Annotated in this window: 17 protein-coding genes; 9 read left to right on the forward strand and 8 right to left on the reverse strand. The window is 71.2% G+C overall.

What is annotated here, in order from left to right; genetic code table 11:
- Positions 1 to 120 precede the first annotated feature (120 nt).
- On the reverse strand, positions 121 to 1,422 hold the full coding sequence (locus tag E1286_RS00320; protein ID WP_132607952.1) for an aminotransferase class V-fold PLP-dependent enzyme: 1,302 nt from the start codon (positions 1,420 to 1,422) through the stop codon (positions 121 to 123).
- Between the two features lie 242 nt (positions 1,423 to 1,664).
- On the opposite strand from E1286_RS00320, the gene E1286_RS00325 reads away from it, so the two are divergent.
- The 3 genes from E1286_RS00325 to E1286_RS00335 all read left to right on the forward strand — a co-directional run bounded on the left by E1286_RS00325 (position 1,665) and on the right by E1286_RS00335 (position 4,476).
- Positions 1,665 to 2,072 (forward strand): hypothetical protein, encoded by a 408-nt coding sequence (locus E1286_RS00325; RefSeq protein ID WP_132607954.1) that lies wholly within the window; start codon positions 1,665 to 1,667, stop codon positions 2,070 to 2,072.
- A 92-nt stretch (positions 2,073 to 2,164) separates the two neighbouring features.
- Positions 2,165 to 3,244 (forward strand): PLP-dependent cysteine synthase family protein, encoded by a 1,080-nt coding sequence (locus E1286_RS00330; RefSeq protein WP_132607956.1) that lies wholly within the window; start codon positions 2,165 to 2,167, stop codon positions 3,242 to 3,244.
- A complete protein-coding gene (locus E1286_RS00335; RefSeq protein ID WP_132607958.1) occupies positions 3,241 to 4,476 on the forward strand; it encodes an MFS transporter in 1,236 nt (411 codons plus the stop codon). The genes E1286_RS00330 and E1286_RS00335 overlap by 4 nt, the downstream gene beginning before the upstream one ends.
- A 22-nt stretch (positions 4,477 to 4,498) precedes the next feature.
- Here the strand turns inward: E1286_RS00335 and E1286_RS00340 are convergent, their stop codons facing one another.
- Positions 4,499 to 5,086 (reverse strand): TetR/AcrR family transcriptional regulator, encoded by a 588-nt coding sequence (locus tag E1286_RS00340; RefSeq protein ID WP_132607960.1) that lies wholly within the window; start codon positions 5,084 to 5,086, stop codon positions 4,499 to 4,501.
- 90 nt (positions 5,087 to 5,176) lie between these two features.
- On the opposite strand from E1286_RS00340, the gene E1286_RS00345 reads away from it, so the two are divergent.
- Positions 5,177 to 6,361, forward strand: coding sequence for a cytochrome P450 (locus tag E1286_RS00345; protein WP_132607962.1), 1,185 nt, complete (start codon positions 5,177 to 5,179; stop codon positions 6,359 to 6,361).
- 30 nt (positions 6,362 to 6,391) lie between these two features.
- Here E1286_RS00345 and E1286_RS00350 read toward each other — a convergent pair whose 3' ends face one another.
- From E1286_RS00350 to E1286_RS00365, 4 genes are all read right to left on the reverse strand, one after another.
- The gene (locus E1286_RS00350) at positions 6,392 to 7,582 is read right to left on the reverse strand and encodes an RNA polymerase sigma factor (protein WP_132607964.1); all 1,191 of its coding nucleotides are present in this window, start codon (positions 7,580 to 7,582) and stop codon (positions 6,392 to 6,394) included.
- Positions 7,579 to 7,917 (reverse strand): YciI family protein, encoded by a 339-nt coding sequence (locus E1286_RS00355; protein WP_165969497.1) that lies wholly within the window; start codon positions 7,915 to 7,917, stop codon positions 7,579 to 7,581. The genes E1286_RS00350 and E1286_RS00355 overlap by 4 nt, the downstream gene beginning before the upstream one ends.
- A gap of 20 nt (positions 7,918 to 7,937) precedes the next feature.
- Positions 7,938 to 8,336, reverse strand: a complete 399-nt coding sequence (locus tag E1286_RS00360; protein ID WP_132607966.1) for a VOC family protein — start codon at positions 8,334 to 8,336, stop codon at positions 7,938 to 7,940.
- 144 nt (positions 8,337 to 8,480) lie between these two features.
- Positions 8,481 to 10,286: an LVIVD repeat-containing protein gene (locus E1286_RS00365; protein WP_223189384.1), complete on the reverse strand. Its 1,806-nt coding sequence runs from the start codon at positions 10,284 to 10,286 to the stop codon at positions 8,481 to 8,483.
- Positions 10,287 to 10,482: 196 nt separating this feature from the next.
- Between E1286_RS00365 and E1286_RS00370 the strand changes: the two genes are divergently transcribed.
- Positions 10,483 to 11,121, forward strand: a complete 639-nt coding sequence (locus tag E1286_RS00370; protein WP_165969498.1) for a DUF305 domain-containing protein — start codon at positions 10,483 to 10,485, stop codon at positions 11,119 to 11,121.
- 70 nt (positions 11,122 to 11,191) lie between these two features.
- Here E1286_RS00370 and E1286_RS00375 read toward each other — a convergent pair whose 3' ends face one another.
- On the reverse strand, positions 11,192 to 11,917 hold the full coding sequence (locus E1286_RS00375; RefSeq protein WP_132607970.1) for an alpha/beta fold hydrolase: 726 nt from the start codon (positions 11,915 to 11,917) through the stop codon (positions 11,192 to 11,194).
- Positions 11,918 to 12,050: 133 nt separating this feature from the next.
- Between E1286_RS00375 and E1286_RS00380 the strand changes: the two genes are divergently transcribed.
- Complete coding sequence (locus E1286_RS00380) at positions 12,051 to 12,869, forward strand: helix-turn-helix domain-containing protein (RefSeq protein WP_132607972.1); 819 nt, start codon at positions 12,051 to 12,053, stop codon at positions 12,867 to 12,869.
- A 43-nt stretch (positions 12,870 to 12,912) separates the two neighbouring features.
- Here the strand turns inward: E1286_RS00380 and E1286_RS00385 are convergent, their stop codons facing one another.
- Positions 12,913 to 16,233, reverse strand: a complete 3,321-nt coding sequence (locus tag E1286_RS00385; RefSeq protein ID WP_281282596.1) for a S8 family serine peptidase — start codon at positions 16,231 to 16,233, stop codon at positions 12,913 to 12,915.
- A 328-nt stretch (positions 16,234 to 16,561) separates the two neighbouring features.
- Here E1286_RS00385 and E1286_RS00390 point away from each other — a divergent pair, with 328 nt between their 5' ends.
- The 3 genes from E1286_RS00390 to E1286_RS00400 all read left to right on the forward strand — a co-directional run bounded on the left by E1286_RS00390 (position 16,562) and on the right by E1286_RS00400 (position 18,657).
- The gene (locus tag E1286_RS00390; RefSeq protein ID WP_132607976.1) at positions 16,562 to 17,398 is read left to right on the forward strand and encodes a helix-turn-helix domain-containing protein; all 837 of its coding nucleotides are present in this window, start codon (positions 16,562 to 16,564) and stop codon (positions 17,396 to 17,398) included.
- Between the two features lie 5 nt (positions 17,399 to 17,403).
- Positions 17,404 to 17,799, forward strand: a complete 396-nt coding sequence (locus E1286_RS00395) for a VOC family protein (protein WP_187368090.1) — start codon at positions 17,404 to 17,406, stop codon at positions 17,797 to 17,799.
- A gap of 201 nt (positions 17,800 to 18,000) precedes the next feature.
- Complete coding sequence (locus tag E1286_RS00400) at positions 18,001 to 18,657, forward strand: maleylpyruvate isomerase N-terminal domain-containing protein (protein ID WP_132607978.1); 657 nt, start codon at positions 18,001 to 18,003, stop codon at positions 18,655 to 18,657.
- The last annotated feature ends 256 nt before the right edge of the window (positions 18,658 to 18,913 follow it).

Genomic DNA, 18,913 nt, shown 5'->3' on the forward strand with positions numbered 1-18,913 from the left:
CGGCGAGGACTCCGCGCCGGTACAGCAGGATGTCGGCGGCCGCGTCGTCGCGTCTCCAGCCGGTCCGGGGTGTCGAGCACCTCGCGGAAGCCCGGACAGGTGGTGAAGAAATGGCGGGAGTTACCGGGGCGGGAAGCGTCCGATGATGTCGCGCAGGGCGGCTGCCAGGCGGTCCACGTCGTCGGCGGTGGTGTAGAGAGCAGGGGTGACGCGTACGGCGTCGCCGCCGCTCATCCCGCCGCGGGCGACGGTGAAGATCCGATGGCGGGTCATGAGGTGTTCGGCGATGGCCTCGTTGTCGGCTTTGGAGGTGCGGCCGTTCAGCCGGAAGGCGGTGATGGCGCCGTAGGCGTCCGGCTCGTCCGGGGTCAGGATCTGGACGGAGCCGAGGTCCTGCGCCTGGCGCACCCAGCGGTCGCGCAGGTAGCGCAGGCGGGCCTGCTTGGCCTGGGCGCCCAGGGTCTCGTGGAAGTCGAGGGCGGCGTCCACGGTCAGGAACGGGGCCACGTTCATGGTGCCGGAGTGCACGCGCGAGCGGATGTCGGAGGCCGGGTAGGTCTCGTCGATGTAGCAGGGGTCGATGTCGGCCAGCCGCTGCTCGCGGATGTAGAGGAACCCGGCGCCCAGCGGCACGCCCATCCACTTGTGCAGCGAGAAGACGGCGAAGTCGGCGTCCAGATCGGTGAGGCCGAAGTCGAGCTGACCCCACGAGTGGGCGGCGTCCACGATCACGTCCACGTCCCGCTCGCGGGCCATGGCGACGATCTCGCGGACCGGCGTGACCAGGCCGGTGCGGTTGTTCATGTGGCTGAGCAGGAGCATCCGTACGTTCGGGTGCTCGCGCAGCGCGCGCTCGTAGGTGTCGAGCACCGCCTGGCGGGTGGCCGGCTCGGGGATGACGATACGCGCCACGCGCACGCCGCGCCGGGACGGCAGCCAGTTCATGACGTACTGGCCGCTGTGGTAGTCGAGATCGGCGTACATGACCTCGTCGCCGGGGCGCAGGCGGTTGTAGCCGGCGATGAGGTTCTGCAGGGCCTCGGTGCCGCCCCGGGTCAGCGCGATCTCGTTCCTGGTGACGCCGAGCAGCGCGGCGAGGCGGTCGCGGACCACGTCGGCGCGGGGCTTGTAGACATTGCGCAGCAGGTGGGAGCTGCGCTCGTTGAGGTGGTCGACGTTGCGGTGGTAAGCCCGCCGGACCGGGTCCGGCATGATCCCGTAGTAGCCGTTCTCCAGGTTGACGAAGTCGGGACTCACCTGGAACTGCCGGGCGACGGTCCCCCAGAAGCGCTCGTCGCCCGCCAGCCGGTCGGCGGGGACGTCGCGGGGCACCGCCAGCGCCTCGGCCGGGGTGGGGAAGGTCACGGCGCCGGCGGCGAGCCCGCCGAGGCCCGCGACGACCTGGCGTCTGGACATGGTCATGAAGAACACCACCTGTATTCGACGGGATCTCGCGGCTCTCATTGTCGTGGAATCTCATCGAGAGCCATGTTTCCTTCAGCCGGTCGGCGAGCCTTGCCATGGCATTGGAAAATGCGCAGGTCGGAAAGTATTCCGCGCATGATCGTGCGTTGCCGGGCACGAAACAAATGCGTCGGCTTTACCGGAACCTTTGCCGCCGCCGGGCGCGTCGGCCCACCCAACGGGCATTACGCTCGGTGATGGTGACGACACGATCAGCCCGCATTCGCCGACCGGCGGCATCCTGCGCCCGCCGGGTGATGGGCCATGCGCTGCTCGTGATCGCGCTGGTCGTCGGCGCGGTGTTCACCCACGGCGGCGCGTGCGCGGCCGTGGAGCTGGCCGAGTCGGCGAGCCACAGCGCCCACGCGGAGTGGCCGGATCAGCACGACGGGCATTGCCTGCACAGCAGCCTGCCGGAGCACCATCGGCACGGCACCGAGCAGGACTGCTCGGCCAGCGGCCCTGCCGGTTCGACGTCATACGTGGCCATGCCGGCGGAGCTGTGCGCCTCCGTGGCCGGCGCCGCCGCCGCGCCTGCGCCGAGCCCGGCGCACGCCGCTCGTCTCGCCGCGGCGTGCCTGGGAAATCTCTGCGTGATGCGCATATAGGACCGGCGACATCCAGCAGTCGCCCATGTCCGCACTCGGTTCGCGGCTATTCCGTCATGCCGTCGATCGCGTTGTTCTCCGGAGATTCATCAATGTCATCACCAGCGATTTTCGCGCGCCCGCACGAGGGATATAACGCGCTTTCTCTTACCGTCGGCAACACGCCGCTGGCGTTCATTTCGGAGCCGTTCGTTCCGGGAGGAGGAGGGTTCTGGGCCAAACTCGAAGGCTTCAATCCGGGCGGGATCAAGGACCGGCCCGCGCTGCACATGGTGCGCCGGGCCCGCGCCCGAGGCGAGCTGGCGCCGGGCGCCACGATCATCGAGTCGACCAGCGGCACCCTGGGTCTCGGCCTCGCCCTGGCCGGCATCGTCTTCGGCCATCCCGTCGTGCTGGTCGGCGACCCCGGCATGGAGCCGCTGATGTGCCGGCTGCTCGCCTCGTACGGCGCGCGTCTGGAGATCGTCACCGAGCCGCATCCGGACGGCGGCTGGCAACAGGCCCGCCGGGAGCGGGTCGAGCGCCTGCTGGCCGCGAACCCCGGCTCCTACTGCCCCGACCAGTACAACAACCCCGACAACGTGGACGCCTACGCGGGACTCGCGCACGAATTGCTGGCCCAGCTGTCCCACATCGACGTGCTGGTGTGCTCCGTCGGGACCGGCGGGCACAGCGCGGGCATCTCGAACGTGCTGCGCGGCCACTTCCCCGGCCTGCGCCTGGTCGGTGTCGACACGGTGGGCTCGACCATCTTCGGCCAGCCCGCCCGTTCCCGGCTGATGCGCGGGCTCGGCTCCAGCATCCACCCGAGCAACGTCGCCTACGACGCCTTCAGCGAGGTGCACTGGGTCGCCCCCGCCGAGGCGGTCTGGGCCTGCCGCACCCTGGCCGCCCGGCACTACGTCTCGGGCGGGTGGAGCACCGGCGCCGTGACCCTGGTGGCGCGCTGGCTGGCTCGCGGCAACCCCCGCCAGACCATCGTCGCGATCTTCCCCGACGGGCCGTGGCGGTACTGGAACACCGTCTTCGACGACGACTACTGCCGCACGCACGACCTGCTCGACAGGGTTCCCGCTGACGAGCCGGACCTGCTGGACAAGCCGGCGGAACGCGAAGTGCGCCGCTGGACGCGCTGCCCCAACGTGGTCGACCCGCTGGCGGGCATGCGATGAGGGACACACTGCGGCAGTTCCGCTCGTTCGACCGGCCGATCCAGCTCCTGCAGATCAACCAGGCGGGCATCAACCTCGGCTTCTACATGCTCATGCCCTATCTCGCCCAGCACCTGTCCACGGGCGCGGGCCTGGCCGCCTGGACCATCGGGCTCGTCCTGGGCCTGCGCAACCTGAGCCAGCAGGGCATGTTCCTGATCGGCGGCACGCTGGCCGACCGGCTCGGGTACAAGCCGATGATCATGCTGGGGTGCGCGTTGCGTACCGTCGGGTTCGCCCTGTTCGGGCTGACCACCTCGCTACCGCTGCTCATCGTGGCGGCCGTCGTGACGGGGCTGGCAGGGGCGCTGTTCAACCCGGCGGCCCGCGCCTGTCTCGCGTACGAGGCAGGTGAGCGCAAGGTGGCGGCGTTCGCCGTGTTCAACGTCTTCTACCAGGGCGGCATCCTGCTCGGGCCGCTGGTCGGCATCGCCCTGCTGAACGCCGGGTTCACCGCCGTGTGCCTGGCCGCTGCGGCGATCTTCGCGGTGCTGACCGTGCTGCAGGGGTTGTGCCTGCCGGCCAGGCGCGGCCCGGCAGGTGAACGTCCGCCGGTGCTGAGCGACTGGCGGCGGGCGTTCGGGGATCGCGCCTTCGTCTCCTTCGCCGCCGCCATGATCGCCTCGTACGCGCTGTCGTTCCAGATGTATCTGGCGCTGCCGCTGGAGGTGGCGCGGCTCGGCGGTGGCGAGGTGGGCGTGATGACGTTGTACGCGCTGTCGGCGCTGCTCGGCATCGCCGGGCAGGTGCGCCTGACCGCCTGGTGTTCGGCCCGGTGGAGCCGCGGGCAGGCGATCAGCCGGGGCCTGGCCCTCATGGGGCTCGCGTTCCTGCCCCAGGCCGCGATGGCGCACCTTTCTCTGCCGACGGGCTGGGCGTTCGTTCCGCTGGTGGTGTGCACGCTGCTGCTCACCATGGGGACGTTGATCGCCTTCCCGTTCGAGATGGCCACCATCGCGGACATGGCGGGAGATCGGCTGGTCGGCACCTACTACGGGGTGTACAACCTGCTGTCCGGCATCGGCATCCTGGCCGGCAACCTGCTGGCGGGGGGCTTGGTCGACGTGGCCCGCTCCTCCGGGGCGGCCGCCGTGCCGTGGGTGCTGCTCGCCGCCGCGGGGCTGGCCTCCGCGGCGGCCGTCCGCCGGCTGGACCGGCGCGCCCCACGAGCGGCCGCCATGGCCGGCGGATGAGAGGAACGCCGACACGCCGCCGTCAGGGATGGGCGGCGGCCATGACGCCGTGCACGGCCTGCGAGATGCGTTCGGCCGCCTGGTCGGGGTCGGGCCGGCCGGCGTCCAGCCAGGCGATGACGGCCTCGACGGTCATGGAGGGGATCAGGTTCACCGCCCAGTCGAGCCACGGGCCTGCCGGGATCCGCCTGGCCAGGTTGCGGTGGGCGACCTCGCGGGAGGCGGCCGTGATGGAGTCGATCAGGTCGCGGAAGTCGGGCTCGCGGGCGGCGTAGCGGAACAGCAGGCGGAAGCCGTCGGGATCGGCCGCGGCGGCGCGCAGCAGCCCGGGGATGGAGCCGTCGTCGAAGTCGTCGGCGCCGGTGCTCTCCACGAGCCGCACGCAGGCGCGGTCGAGGACGGCCCGGTAGAGGTCGGCCTTGGAGTCGAAGTGCCGGTAGAGCATGGCCCGGGTCAGGTCGGCCTCGGCGGCGACGTCGTCCAGGCCGGTGGCGGCGTAGCCGGCGCGGGCGAAGGCGCGGGTGGCCGCGTCGAGGATCTGCTCACGCCGCTCGGCGCGCCGCAGCCGGCGCACCGGCGCCTGCGTGGCTTCGTGGTCCGGGTCGCTCATCCCGCCTCCGCTACTTGTCGAACTGGAAGTATACAAGTAGCTTTCTATACGTCGGAGTATACAAATCTCCGTCTACCTCTTGGAGGAGCCGTGCCTGACCCCGTTCAGCTGCCGTTCCCGCACGACAACGGCCCCCTGCGGCCCGCGCCCCTGCTCCGCGCGCTTCAGGTCCAAGGCCCCGTCCACGCCGTCCGTACCGCCGTCGGCGATCCGGCCTGGCTGGTGACCGGGTATGACGAGGTGCGCCGGCTCCTCGACGACGACCGGCTCGGCCGCGCCCACGCCCAGCCCGAACACGCCTCCCGTACGGGGGAGTCGGCGCTGTTCGGCGGGCCGATAGGCGACTTCGACAACGAGCAGGCCGACCATCGGCGGATGCGTTCGCTGCTGCAGCCGCATTTCTCGCCCGGGCGCATGCGCGCCCTGCGCGGCCGGGTCGAGGCGCTCACCGCGGACCTGCTCGACGAGTTGGCCGCCGCCGGGCCGCCCGCCGACCTGCACGCCGCGCTGGCGCTGCCGCTGCCGATCGCGGTCATCTGCGAGCTGCTCGGCGTGCCGTACGAGGACCGTGCCCGGTTCCGTGCGTGGACCCAGGCCGCCGCCGACGTCACCGACCGGGCACGCTCCGAGCAGGGGCTGGGCGAGCTGTTCGACTACGGCCGGCAACTGGTGGCCCGCAAACGCGCCGGCGGCGATCCGGACGCCGATGTGATCGCCCGGCTGGCCGCAACCGACGGGGTCAGCGACGACGAGGCCGCCGCGATGGGCATGTTCCTGCTCTTCGCCGGGCACGAGACCACGGTCACCGCCATCGGGAAGGGCGCGCTGTGGCTGCTGACCACTCCCGGCCAATGGCAGGCCTTGACAGGAGACCCGTCCAGGATCGACGCCGCCGTTGAGGAGATCCTGCGTGCGCCCGGCCTGGGTGGCGGCGGCATCCCCCGTTATGCCCGCAGCGACTTCGAGGTGGCCGGGGTGCGCGTACGGGCCGGAGACCTGGTGTTGCTGGACACCGGCGCGGCCAACCACGACGCGTCGATGTTCGCCGACCCTGACCGCTTCGACCTCGACCGGCCCGCCGCGCCGCATCTGACCTTCGGGCACGGCGCCCGCTACTGCATCGGCGCGCCGCTGGCCCGCATCGAGCTCCAGGCGGTCTTCTCCCAGCTCACCGCCCGCTTCCCCACGCTGGAACCGGCGTGCGCGGTGGAGGAGCTGACCTTCGACCACACGGTGCTCACCGGCGGACTGACCGCGCTCCCGGTCACCTGGTGAGCGGGAGCCGCGTCCATCCGCGGAGGGTGTCTAATCCCAGCGCAGTCGTTGCTCCAGCAGGGCCTGCTGGGCCGGGTTGGCGGTGAGTTCCAGCGCACGTTCGTCGGCGCGCCGTGCCTGCTCGCGCCGGCCCAGGTCGCGCAGCAGTGAGGCGTGGGTGGCGTGGAACAAGGCGTGGCGCTCCAGAGGCGCGCCGAGGTTCTCGAGCTCGGCCAGCGCCGCCTCCGGGCCCTGGGTGTAGCGAACGGCGACCGCTCGGTGCAGCCGGGTGACCGGGGAGGGCGCCAGGTGCAGCAGCATGTCGTACAGCACGAGGATCTGTGCCCAGTCGGTGTCGGCGAAGCCGGCGGCCTCGGCATGGCAGGCCACGATCGCCGCCTGCACCTGGTACGGCCCCGGCCGTCGATGGGCGCGGGCGGCACGCGTCAGCAGCCTGGTCGCCTCCTCGATCGCCTGCCGGTCCCACAGGCCGCGGTCCTGGTCGGCCAGCAGCACCAGACGGCCTTCGGCGTCGAAGCGGGCCGCGCCGCGGGCCCGATGGAGCCGGATCAGCGCCAGCAGCCCGGCCGTCTCCGGCTCCTTCGGCATCAGGTTCACCAGCAGAGCGGCCAGCCATTCGGCGTCGTCGACGAGGTCGCGCGCGTGGGCCCGCTCGGCCGTGCTGGACAGGTAGCCCTCGTTGAACAGCAGGTAGATGACCGCCAGCACCTCGCCCAGCCGATCCGGCAGCTCCTCCTGCGACGGGACGCGGTACGGGATCCCGGCCTCGCCGATCTTCCGCTTGGCGCGGGTGATGCGCTGCGCGACCGTGGACTCGGGCACCAAAAAGGCCGCGGCGATCTGCGTCGTGGACAGCCCGCACACGACCCGCAGCGTCAGCGCGATCTGCGCGGCACGCGACAGCGCCGGGTGGCAGCAGGTGAAGACCAGTCGCAGCCGGTCGTCGGCGGCGGCGGGCTCCGGCCGGGCGAGCCGGGCCAGTTTGGCCCGGTAGTTCGACTCCCGGCGCAACACGTCCAGGCCGCGCCTGCGTGCCACGGTGAACAGCCACGCGTCCGGCCGCTCCGGCACGCCCTCGGCCGGCCATCGCCGCAACGCCGTCTCGATCGCGTCCTGCACCAGGTCCTCGGCGGCGGCGAAATCGCCCAGCAGTGACACCAGGGACGCGGTCAGCCGGCCCGCGTGCTCGCGTACCACGCGGGCCAGGACCTCTTCGCTCATGACGCGGGGCGTATCTCCACGACCGGGCAGGCCGGCCAGGAGCGGGCCAGCCGCAGCGCCTCGTCCAGGTCGGCCACCTCGACCTCGGCGAACCCGCTGACCACCTCCTTGCCCTCCACGAACGGCCCATCGGTGATCATCGGCTCGGCGCCGTCCAGCCGCACCGTGGTCGCGGTGTGCACCGGCGCGAGGTGCGTGTGGTGGGTGATCTTGTCGGCGTGCTCGGCGAACCACCGGCCCACCGCCTCATAGGCGGCCTGCTGCTCCAGCTCGCCCATCTCCTCCAGTCGCCTGGCGAACTCTTCGGTCTCGACGAACATCAGCACGTACTTCACGGTGTGTCCCTTCCCCTCTGTCAGCTTGCCGGGAGCGTGGCGTACAGGTCGACACCGCCTCCGTCCGGGTCGGCCAGCGTGGCGTACCTCATTCCCCAGAAGGCGTCGAACGGCTCCGCGATCCCGCGGTGACCCGCCTCGACCAGCTCGGCGTACTTGGCGTCCACCTCGGCCGGGGTGTCGAACTCGAAACAGAGCAAGGTCCGGGGTCCGCCGTCCGGCGCGGTCCAGCCCGGCAGGAACGGCGTGCGGAAGCCCTCGGTGTCCAGCATGACGTGCAGGCCGTTCGGCAGGTCGCAGCCGGCGTGCTCGGGCGAGTGCGGGTCGATCGTGAAGTCCAGCCCGAGCCGGGCGTAGAAGGCGATGGACGCGCCCAGGTCGGAAACGATGAGGTCGACGGTGTTCAGCGCGGGTCGCATGAGCTCTCCCTGAGTGGTCGTACGGGGACCGCTCCAGTGGCCCCTCACTGAAGAAGACGAACGGCGGGCACGCCCATACGACACTCCGGCGAGACGTGACGAGGGGACGCCCCTTGCGCGGAGCGTCCCCTCTTGGTGTTGCCGCTAGTGCAGAGCTCTGGCCAGGTCGTTGAGCGCCTTGGCGAAGGCGGCCTGGGCCGGGTCGGAGGTTCTGAGGAGCTTGGCGGCGGTGCGCAGCTCGATCGCGGCGACCTTCTCGAGCCGCCGGTCGGCCATGCGTTCGGCCGAGTCGATGAGCTTGTCCACCGCGACGGCGATGCCCTTCTTCATCGTGCCGGCCCGCTCAGCCTGGGCCTGGTACGCCCGGACGACCTCGAAGCTGGGTTCGTGGGTCACCTGCGGCTGGTGCTGGGCGTTGAACCGGTCGTACGTGACGGTGGCCGCGGCCTCGATCTCCGCCTTGGCCAGGTCCTTGGTCGGGGTCAGCTCGAAGACGTCCAGACCGCGGGCGATCTCGGAGCCGTAGACGTGGCCGTTGTAGTAGTACGCGGACCAGATGCCGCCGGTGAACAGCTGGGTGGCGCTGATCGGGCCGCGGTCGAAGAAGGCGATCTCCTTCGGGTTGGCCGAGTCGGTGAAGTCGAACGCCGAGACGCCGCCCTGGTACCAGCCCTGGACCATGATGTCCCGACCCGGCACCGGGACCAGCGACCCGTTGTGCGCGACGCAGTTCTCGGTAGTGGTCTGCACGGCGGGCATCTTGTAGTAGCTGCGGAACTCCATCTTGCCGTCCACGATGTCGAAGATGGCGTTCGCGCCCCACGACGGCTCGTCGGTGTCCCGGCAGCGCGCGCCGGTGCCGCCGCCCCACTCGTCGGTGAAGACGACCTTCTTTCCGTCGTTGCTCAGCGTCGCCGAGTGCCAGTACGCGAAGTTCGGGTCGCTGACCTCGTCCAGCCGGACGGGGTTGGCGGGGTCGGAGGTGTCGAGCAGGATGCCGTTGCCGGAGCAGGCGCCGGCGACCAGGTCGAGCGCCGGGAACGCGGTGAGGTCGTGGCAGGCGCTGGTGACCGGCTGCGGCGACCAGTTGCCGCCGGACGGGTGCGTCGGCGCGGGCGGGGTGTTCTGCAGGCCGTTGATCGCGCCGGTCTCCGGGTCGGTGAACACCCGGGGCTGGCTGACGATCGCCGCGTTCTGCGGGGCGGCCAGCGGGACCTTGATGACCTCGATCCGCCACAGGGCGGTGTTCGGGTCGGTCGCCGGCGCGTTCACGCAGCCGGCCAGTTCCTGGCCGTTGCGCACGCCGGCGGTGCCGGAGACGTAGACGTAGACGTTCTCGGTGTCGTTCTTGCCGGTCACCACGCTGTGCGTGTGCGAGCCGCGGCAGGTCTGCACCGCGGCCACCTGGACTGGCTGCTCGATGTCGCTCACGTCGAAGATCCGGACGCCGCGGAAGCGCTCGGGGTTCACGGTGCCGGGAGCGCCCTGGGTGCCGCAGTCGAGCCGGCCCCGGGTCTCCTCGACCGACATGAACAGCAGATTCCCGTACACCGACATGTCGCCCTGGCCGCCCGGGCAGACGACGGATGTTTTCAGGACGGGCTGGGACGGGGTGGAGACGTCGTAGATGTTGAAACCGTGGAAGCTTCCGACGAATGCGTACTTGCCGCTGAATGCGAGGTCGGAATTGGCGAATGCGAGGTTGCCTGGATTGTCAGGCTGGTAGAAGCCTTCCGGCCGGTCCTGGTGGCCGACGAGTTTGAGTCCGTTCGCCGCCTGCTGGGCGTCGTGCCATCCGGCGCCGAGGCCGACCCGCGGGTCGGCCTGCGTCGGAGCCGGCTCGGCGGACGCCGTGGCGGTGGGCAACAATCCGGCTAGGACCACCCCCACGGCGATCATCACCAAGCCGCGTAACCCGGCACGACGTCGTGCCCTTCTGCTTTCCTGCATGGGCCGCACCCCTCCTTTTCTGGTTCTGGCGAGACCCGACGCGTCGCGCCGAGCCGGGGACGGCCCCGAATGTCCAGCCGGTGATCGGCACAACGGTTATGCGGACACTAACGAGGATGTGATGACTTGTGCTATATCCTGTCCCATTCCGGATACGCCCGATTTTGTGCAGGCACGGTGGAAGCGAGCACCCCTCATGATCTCGTTACGCCTTTTCGTCCCCTCGCTGCTGATCGCGACCGCCGCGCTCACCGGGTGCACGGCCGACGGATCCTCGGCGACGGTCGTACAGCCCGGACGGCCGGGCGAGACCGGCAAGGTGGTGCCGCTGGACCAGGTCGAGGAGCCCGAGACCGGATACACCGACGCGGACGTACGGTTCATGCAGGGGATGATCCGGCACCACGCCCAGGCGCTGCAGATGACGGACCTGGTCGCCGGTCGTACCGAGAGCGCGGGCCTGCCGCGGCTTGCCAAGCGGATCGAGATCTCCCAGCGGGACGAGATCGACCTGATGGTGCGCTGGCTGGGCGAGCGCATGGAACAGGTGCCGAGCGTCGACTCCCCTCACGGGCACGGCCACGGCGGCGAACTGATGCCCGGCATGCTCACCGAGGCCCAGCTCACCGAGCTGCGGGGGGCCAAGGGGGAGCAGTTCGACCGGCTCTTCTACCAGTACATGATCCAGCACCACACCGGCGCGCTGCAGATGGTGGAGCGGCTGTACGCCGAGCAGGGCGGCATGGAGCCGGAGATCGACCAGTTCGCCACCCACGTCGACTCCGACCAGCGCATCGAGATCGTCCGCATGCAGCAGCTCCTCGCCGGCCTCTGATCGCGCGGGCGAGTTCCGCGTCAAGGCCGGGCCGCAGGGGTTGACGCGGGTTCAGGTGAGGGTGAGCGGATCAGCCGAGCTTGAGCAGCAGTGCGGCGAGCTCGACCGGCATCGTGATCATGCAGTCGTGGCCGGTCGGCAACTCCCACACCTGCGCGGGGGAGCCGTTGGGCTGGGTCGGTGGGACGGGTCGGTGGGTGATGCCGTCCGGCACACCGACGGTGCAGTGGATGTGCGTCCGCGGGACCGCGGCGACGGCCGGGTTGTCCAGCCGGACCGGTTGCTGGAGGCAGCGCACCGGCTGATCCGACAGGATCGTGCGCAGCCAGGCGACGTCCGCCGGGTCGGTGACCCCGAACAGGCCCGAGGGCGGCGGCAGCTCGGGCAGCGGTGGGATCCGCCAACCGCTGTCGGACGTCACGGCGAGGTCGATCAGGGCCTGGGTCATGGGCTGCACATCGACCGCGCTCTCGCCGTCCTCCGGGACCATCGCGTCGAGGTAGACCAGATGCGCGATCCGCTCCGGGACCTGGTTGGCCGCGGACGAGATGACCAGCCCGGCGTAGCTGTGTCCCACGAGGACCACCTCGGTGAGGTCTTCCCCGACGATCAGCCGGACGATGTCGTCGACGTGCGTGTCGAGCCCCACCTCGGGGCCGAGCAGATGCGCCTGGTCGCCGTAGCCGGTCAGCGACGGTGCGAGCACCCGGTGTCCGGCCGACGCCAGCAACGGGACCACCCGCTCCCAGCACTCACCGCTATGCCAAGCACCGTGTACCAGCAAATATGTCGACATGATGGGCTCCTTGCTGCACTGTGGAAAGGCCGCTGACCACACTGCGGCGCACGCTCCGACGCAGCCAGCACCCCGGCGATCCTGGGGGTGACAGGACCAGGCACGCACGCGGGCGCGAAATTACGCTGGAGAGATGAGCGACGAATCCAACCTTCTGGGCGATTACGTACGCGCCCGCCGGGAGCTCGTCACTCCTGCACAGGCCGGCATCCCCGTTCTGGGGGTACGGCGCGTGCCGGGCCTGCGCCGGGAGGAGGTCGCGATGCTCGCCGGCATCAGCGCCGACTACTACCTGCGCCTGGAGCAGGGCCGCGACCGCAACCCCTCCGTGCAGGTCCTCGAGTCCCTCGCCCGCGTGCTCCAGCTCGACGACGACGCCACGGCCTACCTGCTGCGCCTCGGCGCCGGCAAACCCCGACGGCGACGGCGCCGGCTCCCGAAGGAGACCGTCCCTCCGGGCGTCGCCAAGCTCGTCACCACGCTCCCGCTGCCCGCGTACGTCGAGGGCCGCTACTTCGACGTCCTCGCGGCCAACGCCTTGGCGACCGCTCTGTCACCGCGTCTCGTGGCGGGCGCCAACCGCCTGCGGGACGTGTTCCTCGACCCCGCCGAGCAGGCCCTCCACAGCGACTGGGAGAACGCCGCGGCGGGCATGGTCGCCGGCTTCCGCGAGTCGGTCGGCACCGACACGGACGACCCCCGATTCGTCGAGCTCGTCGGCGAGCTCTCCCTGGCCAGCCCGCGCTTCAGCCGGCTCTGGGCCCGCCACGACGTGCTGGCGTGCGAAGGCGCGTCCAAGCACCTCGACCACCCCCAGGTCGGTGGCCTGCGGCTGAACCGGGAGAGGCTGGGCGTCGGCGGCACGGCGGGTCAGACACTCGTCGTCCTCCACCCGGACCCCGGAACCGACAGCGCCGACAAACTGGCGCTCCTCGCCTCCGCCCTGCGATGAACGCGAGCCGCAGGCGGGCGTGCCGCCTGCGGCTCGGCTCAGATCACCGCACGGTCAGCTTGTCGACTTCGACGGTGATGCCGCGGACCTGGGGCGTCGAGGTGACCGTCGTCACGTCGCCGACACCCGTCCTGACCCCCTTGACCTTCATCGAGTACGTCAGACTCCCGCCGGGAGCGGCGGGTGTGCTCGTCACGACGAGGTTCTCGGTGGGGGGCCCGGTGATCTGGGCGCCCCCGGTGCCCTCCTCGTTCTCGGCGCCCACGGTCAGGCCGTAGCTCGCCGGAGGCGCGCCGGGAAGGTTGTCCGGATCGTAGACGTAACTGACGTCCTCCGCGCCGTTGAGCCCGATCCACTGCTGGAACACCTTGGTGGTGGTCGTGCCGAAGAGGTTCACCCGCCACTCCACCACCACCCAGCGGTTCGTCCCGTCGGACAGGATCGTGGCGAAGACTCCGGGGGCGCCGGTGCCGTCCAGGTCCGTCCAGTACGGGGCGAGCACGCCGTTCGGATTCGCCGGATCGGGCAACGTTTGCGGGGTGAAGGAGATGTCGCCGGACTCGGTGCCGCCCACGACGCTGTAGCCGTTGGAGGTCACGCCGAGCCTGGTGTAGGTGTTACCGGCGAACGTGAACGCCGGGAGGGTGAAGTTCACCGCCTGCTCGTCGCCGATCGGGATCGGGGTGACGCCGAAGGAGTCCAGCGGGCGGTAGCCGGACGGTCCCGCGCCTGGCGCGATCGTCGGGCTGGCGGGCTGCCGGGCGGCCAGCGTCGCCTTGGTGGTCGCGATCTGCGTGCCGACCTTGGTGGCTCCGGTGACGCCGTTCAGGCGCAGGCGGGTGTCGAGCGTGCTGAGCGCGGTCACCTCCGCGTCCTCGAGCGTGTTGTTCTGCACGGTGACCGTGCAGGTGGACTCGCCGGTGTTCCTGGCGACGGTGGACGGCGTGCAGGTCTGGTCGACCGGCACCGCGCCCTCCTGACGGAAGAACGCGACGGGCAGGTGCAGCGCGCGCGAGCCGCCGACCTGCTTGAGGTTCACCCGCCCGAAGTACTGCCCGTCGGGCAGCTCCGGGGCCGTGATGACCACGCTCAGCTTGGCGCTCTTACCGGGCGCGACGGAGAAGAGCGGCGGCAGCACCGTGATCTTGGCGCCGTCCACGGTCTTGCCCGTGGCGGTGAACGTCAGCCGGCGGTCGGTGACGTTCGTGACCGTGCGCTTGGCGGTGATGACGCCCGGCATGGTCGGGGCGTTCACCGACGGCAGGTTGAGGTCGATCCGGTTGAGCGGGTCGGCGGCCGAGGCGACGAAGTCGGCCGCGGTCTCGTCCAGCGTCAGGCCAGGGTCGCCGGCCTTGGTGAGGTCGATGCGCCCGCCGCCCATGTCGAACGGGTCCGCCGGCGTCGTACGGTCCTGCTTGGTGACCGCGGTCTTGGCCGTGGTCTCCAGCGCGGACTTGACCTGCCCCGGCGTCCAGTCGGGGTGCAGCGCGAACAGCAGCGCGGCCGCCCCCGCCACGTGCGGCGCCGACATCGACGTGCCCGAGATGACCTGGAAGAGGTTGCCCGGCGGGCCCTCCAGCACCGACTCGGGCGTCGGGGTCATGCCCGCCATGATGTGCAGGCCGGGCGCGGTGACGTCCGGCTTGAGGAAGTCGCCGCCGGGGCCCCGCGAGGAGAAGTGCGTGATCGCGTCGCCCTGCCACTTGCTCTCGGCGCCCTGGGTGAAGGACGCGGCGGCGTCCGGGTGCTCGGACAGGAAGCTCAGCAGCGTGTCGGCCTCCGGCTTGTCGACGTGCACCGACGGGATCCAGTGGGCGTCGGTGAAGACGTCGAAGGGGAAGCTGTTGTAGAGGATCATCCCGGCCGCGCCGCCCTGCATGACGTTGTGGCTCTTCAACGTCCGGTTCGGGCCGCGTTCGCACGCGACGATCTTCCCGCTGAACAGCCCGGCCGGCGCGGGGGCGTCACACAGCGGCCGCGAGTACGGCGGCGCGGAGGCGAGCACCACGGGCAGCGGCGAGGTGATCCCCGGCGTGATGGAGGCGCCCTTGATCGTCGCCGTGTCGCCGCCGCCGGTCAGCGTGATCGTGGACTGGAACGTCCGGTTCTGCGTGGAGGCGGCCACCGTCGTCGTCCAGGGGCCGAGGTGGTCGGTGGTGTCCGCGCCCGGCCCGGAGTTGCCGGCCGACGCCGAGACCAGCACGCCCGCCGCGTACGCGTCGAGGAACGCCAGCTCCACCGGGTCGCTGTACGGGTCGCTGCCGCCGGAGATCGAGAAGTTGATGACCCGGACGCCGTCCAGGATGGCCCGCGCCACCGCCTGCGCCGAGTCCGACGGGAAGCAGCCCTCCAGCCCGCACACCTTGTAGACCGACACCGCGGCGCCGGGCGCGACGCCGTGGATGGAGCCGCGGCTGATGCCCAGCGGGTTCGCGTCGTCCACCGGGCCGCCGGCCGACGTGCTCGCCGTGTGGGTGCCGTGGCCGTTGGAGTCGCGGGCGCTGTCGGGGTAGACCTCGCCCGGGAAGATCGCGTTGTACGTCTCCAGGAACGGCTGCCCGCCGACCAGCTTGTTGTTGCACGCGAACGGGTCGTCGGCGGGAGTCGCCGGGTTGTCGCCGAAGTCGCACACTCGCGGCGTGCCGTCCTTGGTCGGCGCGGGGTCGGGCAGGCCGGGCCGGTCGGCGAACGACGGGTGCTCGGGCCAGGCGCCGGTGTCCAGGACGCCCACGATCACGCCCTCGCCGGCCGAGTCACTGCCGCCGAGCTTGTCGTAGACGGTGGGGGCGCCGATGAAGGCGGGGCTCGCGTCGGTGAGCAACTGCTGCGGCTTGTCCTCCTGCACGGCGACCGCGCCGGGCAGTTTCAGCACCTCGGCCGCCTTGTCGCCGGGGATGCGGAGCGCGATGCCGCCGTACACCGTCCTGATCCGCTGGCCGACCACGGCCCCGGGGACCTTCTCGGCCAGCTCCGCGAGGAACGTGTTCTCGACGTCCTTGATGTGCTCGTCGTACCGTCTGGCCTCGGCGCTCCTGGTGTCGAGGGCGCGGCCCGTGACGGCGGGGCTCGTGCCCGGCAGGCCGGGCAGGTGGCCCTGGTAGGCGGCCAGCGAGTCGTAGTCGAGCTTGACCACGACGTTGACCGGCGCGGGAGAGGTGTTGCGCAGCAGGGCCGGGTCGCTCTTGGCGAGCTTGCCGGTCGGCGACTTGGCGCCGTCGACGACCTCGGTGGGGGTGAGGGGGGTGGCCGTCCACTGCTTGGCCGGCGGGGTCGGCGTGGGGCTGGCCAGGGCCGCCGCCGGGCCCATGGCCAGGACGACGCTCAGGCCGGCGGCGACTGGGACGAGTCGCCGCGCGTGGGACAAGAGGGAGCTGGGTAACACGGAGGACCTTCCTGGTCGGGGCTGCGGGAACTCGTCAGGCCGCTCAGGAGGCGTCAGGTCACCCGTTCAGAGAGATCGCTGACCCTCCCCGGTGGGTGACGAGTGGGGAACGTGGAGCTTGATCGCCCCAGTTCCGAACTGGAGTGTAAACAGTGATCTCTCGCTGAGGAACCCCACTGACTTGCCAGAATCCCGTCGGCGATCCGTCACACTTCACGATCGACAACGACCTCGTCTGCTGCTTCCGGGCCGTAGGAGTGCCGGGGGCCTGGTCGTGACCGCCCCGTACGGCCGGGGCTAGCCTGGCCGTATGGGGCAGCTGCCGGAATACGCCTGGTCCCAGGCCGCGCCGACCTTGCGGGGGCTCGTGTCCGGGTACTCCGGGTATCGGACGCACGGGCCACCGGGAGTGCACCACGGCCTGCCGTCCGGGCACGTGACGCTCGTCGTCTGCCTGTCCGGCACACTCGATGTCGTCGGCGTGCCCGGACCGCCGCGGCCGCCGCGGTCGTTCACGTCGGCCGTCGGCGGGTTGCACGACGGGCCGGTCGTGATGGCGCACGACGGTCACCAGTACGGCGTGCACCTCGATCTGACCTGGCGGGGCGCCCGGGCCCTGCTCGGCCTGCCCGCGAGCGAACTCGCCGGAGACGTCGCCGACCTGGCCGCGGTGCTCGGCGGCCGGGCGCGCGAGCTGGGCGAACGGCTGGCCGGCGCCCCGACCTGGCGAGGACGGTTCCGGATCCTGGACGACACGCTGGCCGAGCTGGTCGATCACGGCCGCGACGGGCCGCCGCCCGAGGTGGCCCAGGCGTGGCGCCGGTTGCGCGAGACGGGCGGCCGGCTGGCCATCGGTGAGCTGGCCCAGGAGCTCGGCTGGAGCCGGCGGCACCTGGGTGAGCGGTTCCGCCGCGAGACCGGCCTGTCGCCGAAGACGGCGGCCCGGGTGATCCGCTTCGAGCGGGCCTGCCGGCTGCTGCGCTCGCCGCGGCGGCCCTCGCAGGCCGAGACGGCGGCCGAGTGCGGCTACTCCGACCAGGCTCACCTGGCGCGGGAGTTCCGCGATCTCGGCGGCACGACGGCGACGCGGTGGCTGGGCGAGTTCCCATTCGTCCAAGACCGGGCGGCGGTCTCCGAACCAGGATGAGCCACATGGAAACACGTACTGACAGGCCTTCGGTGTGGCCCTGCCTCTCCTACCGTGACGCGCGGGCGGCGATCCGGTTCCTGGTCGACGCGTTCGGGTTCGTGGAACGTGCCTGCTACACGGCGGGCGACGCCGTGGCGCACGCCGAGCTCGCCTGGCCGTCCGGGGCGGGCGGGATCATGCTCGGCTCGGCCGACGCGACCAGCGACATCGACCGTCCGACCGGCGCCGGTCTCCTCTACGTGGTCACCGACGCCCCGGACGCCCTGCTCGCCCGCGCCACCGCCGCCGGCGCGGAGGTCGTACGGGACATCAAGGACGAGGACTACGGCAATCGCACCTTCACCGTCCGCGACCCGGAGGGCAACCTCTGGAGCTTCGGCACCTACCCCGGCTCATAGCGCGTTCTCCTGGTGTGCAGGACGGATTGCCCGCGGCGTTCGGTGGTGATCAGACCGGCCGGTGTCCCTCTGGGAAACCGTCGGCTCACGTGCGCGAACTCGGATCTCGCACCTGCCGTGACCCGGCAGGAAGAGGCCCGTCACCAGCGGAGGAGGGGTGACGGGCCTCTTGTACGTCCACCGCCGCACTACCTTGTCGAGGTGGATCTTTTCTCCCGCTCGTGGACAGCGTTGCGCACGACGGTCGCCGAACTCGCCGACGAGGACTTCTCGCAGCCGTCCGGCTGCGCCGGCTGGCTCGTTCGGGACCTGGTCTGCCACCTGATCATCGACGCGCAGGACGTCCTGATCACCCTCGTGACCCCCGCCGAGACCGAGCCGACCCGTGACGCGGTGACCTACTGGGAGGTCGCCGACACGCCGCCGACCGGCGACGACCCGCTCGACGCGCTGGTCGTCCGGCTGGCCGCCGCGTACGAGGAGCCGCGGCTGCTCCGGTTCCACCTCGACGACGTCGGCTCCGCCGCGGGCCGCGCCGCCGAACTCGCCGACCCTGATCTGCGGGTCGGCACCCGGGGCGAGGTCCTCACCGCGGGGGACTACCTCTCCGCGTATGTCGTGGAGTGGACGCTGCATCACCTCGACCTGGTCACGCACCTCCCGCACGCGGCCGGGCCGCCCGCCGAGGGGCTCGCCCGGTCGCGCGCGATGCTTGAGGCGATCGCCGGGAGCGCGTTCCCCGCGTCGTTCTCCGACAAGGACACGCTGCTGGTCGGCACCGGACGGCGTGCCCCCACCGACGTGGAGCGGGCCGAGCTGGGCGAGCTCGCCGCGAAACTCCCGCTCGTCCTCGGCTGATCGCCCGCCGCGTCAAAGTTCGCCGCCGATTACGGCCACACCGGCACCGCCGTCCGCGACTCGGCCACTCTCAACGGCGCCACCGCGACCCGGGGCCGGCCCGGCGGGCAGGCGTCCCGGCCAGGGGACAGGTCGCCGTCACCCCTCAGCGCTGACTTCCAGCCCTATGGCCGGCTGCGTGCGCCATGGGGCGTTTCCGGTTTTTGAGGCTGAAGCCCAGGTTACGCCGGAACAAGGAACCTCCGAGGAACCCTAC

It is taken from the genome of Nonomuraea terrae, assembly GCF_004348995.1.
GTDB lineage: Bacteria > Actinomycetota > Actinomycetes > Streptosporangiales > Streptosporangiaceae > Nonomuraea > Nonomuraea terrae.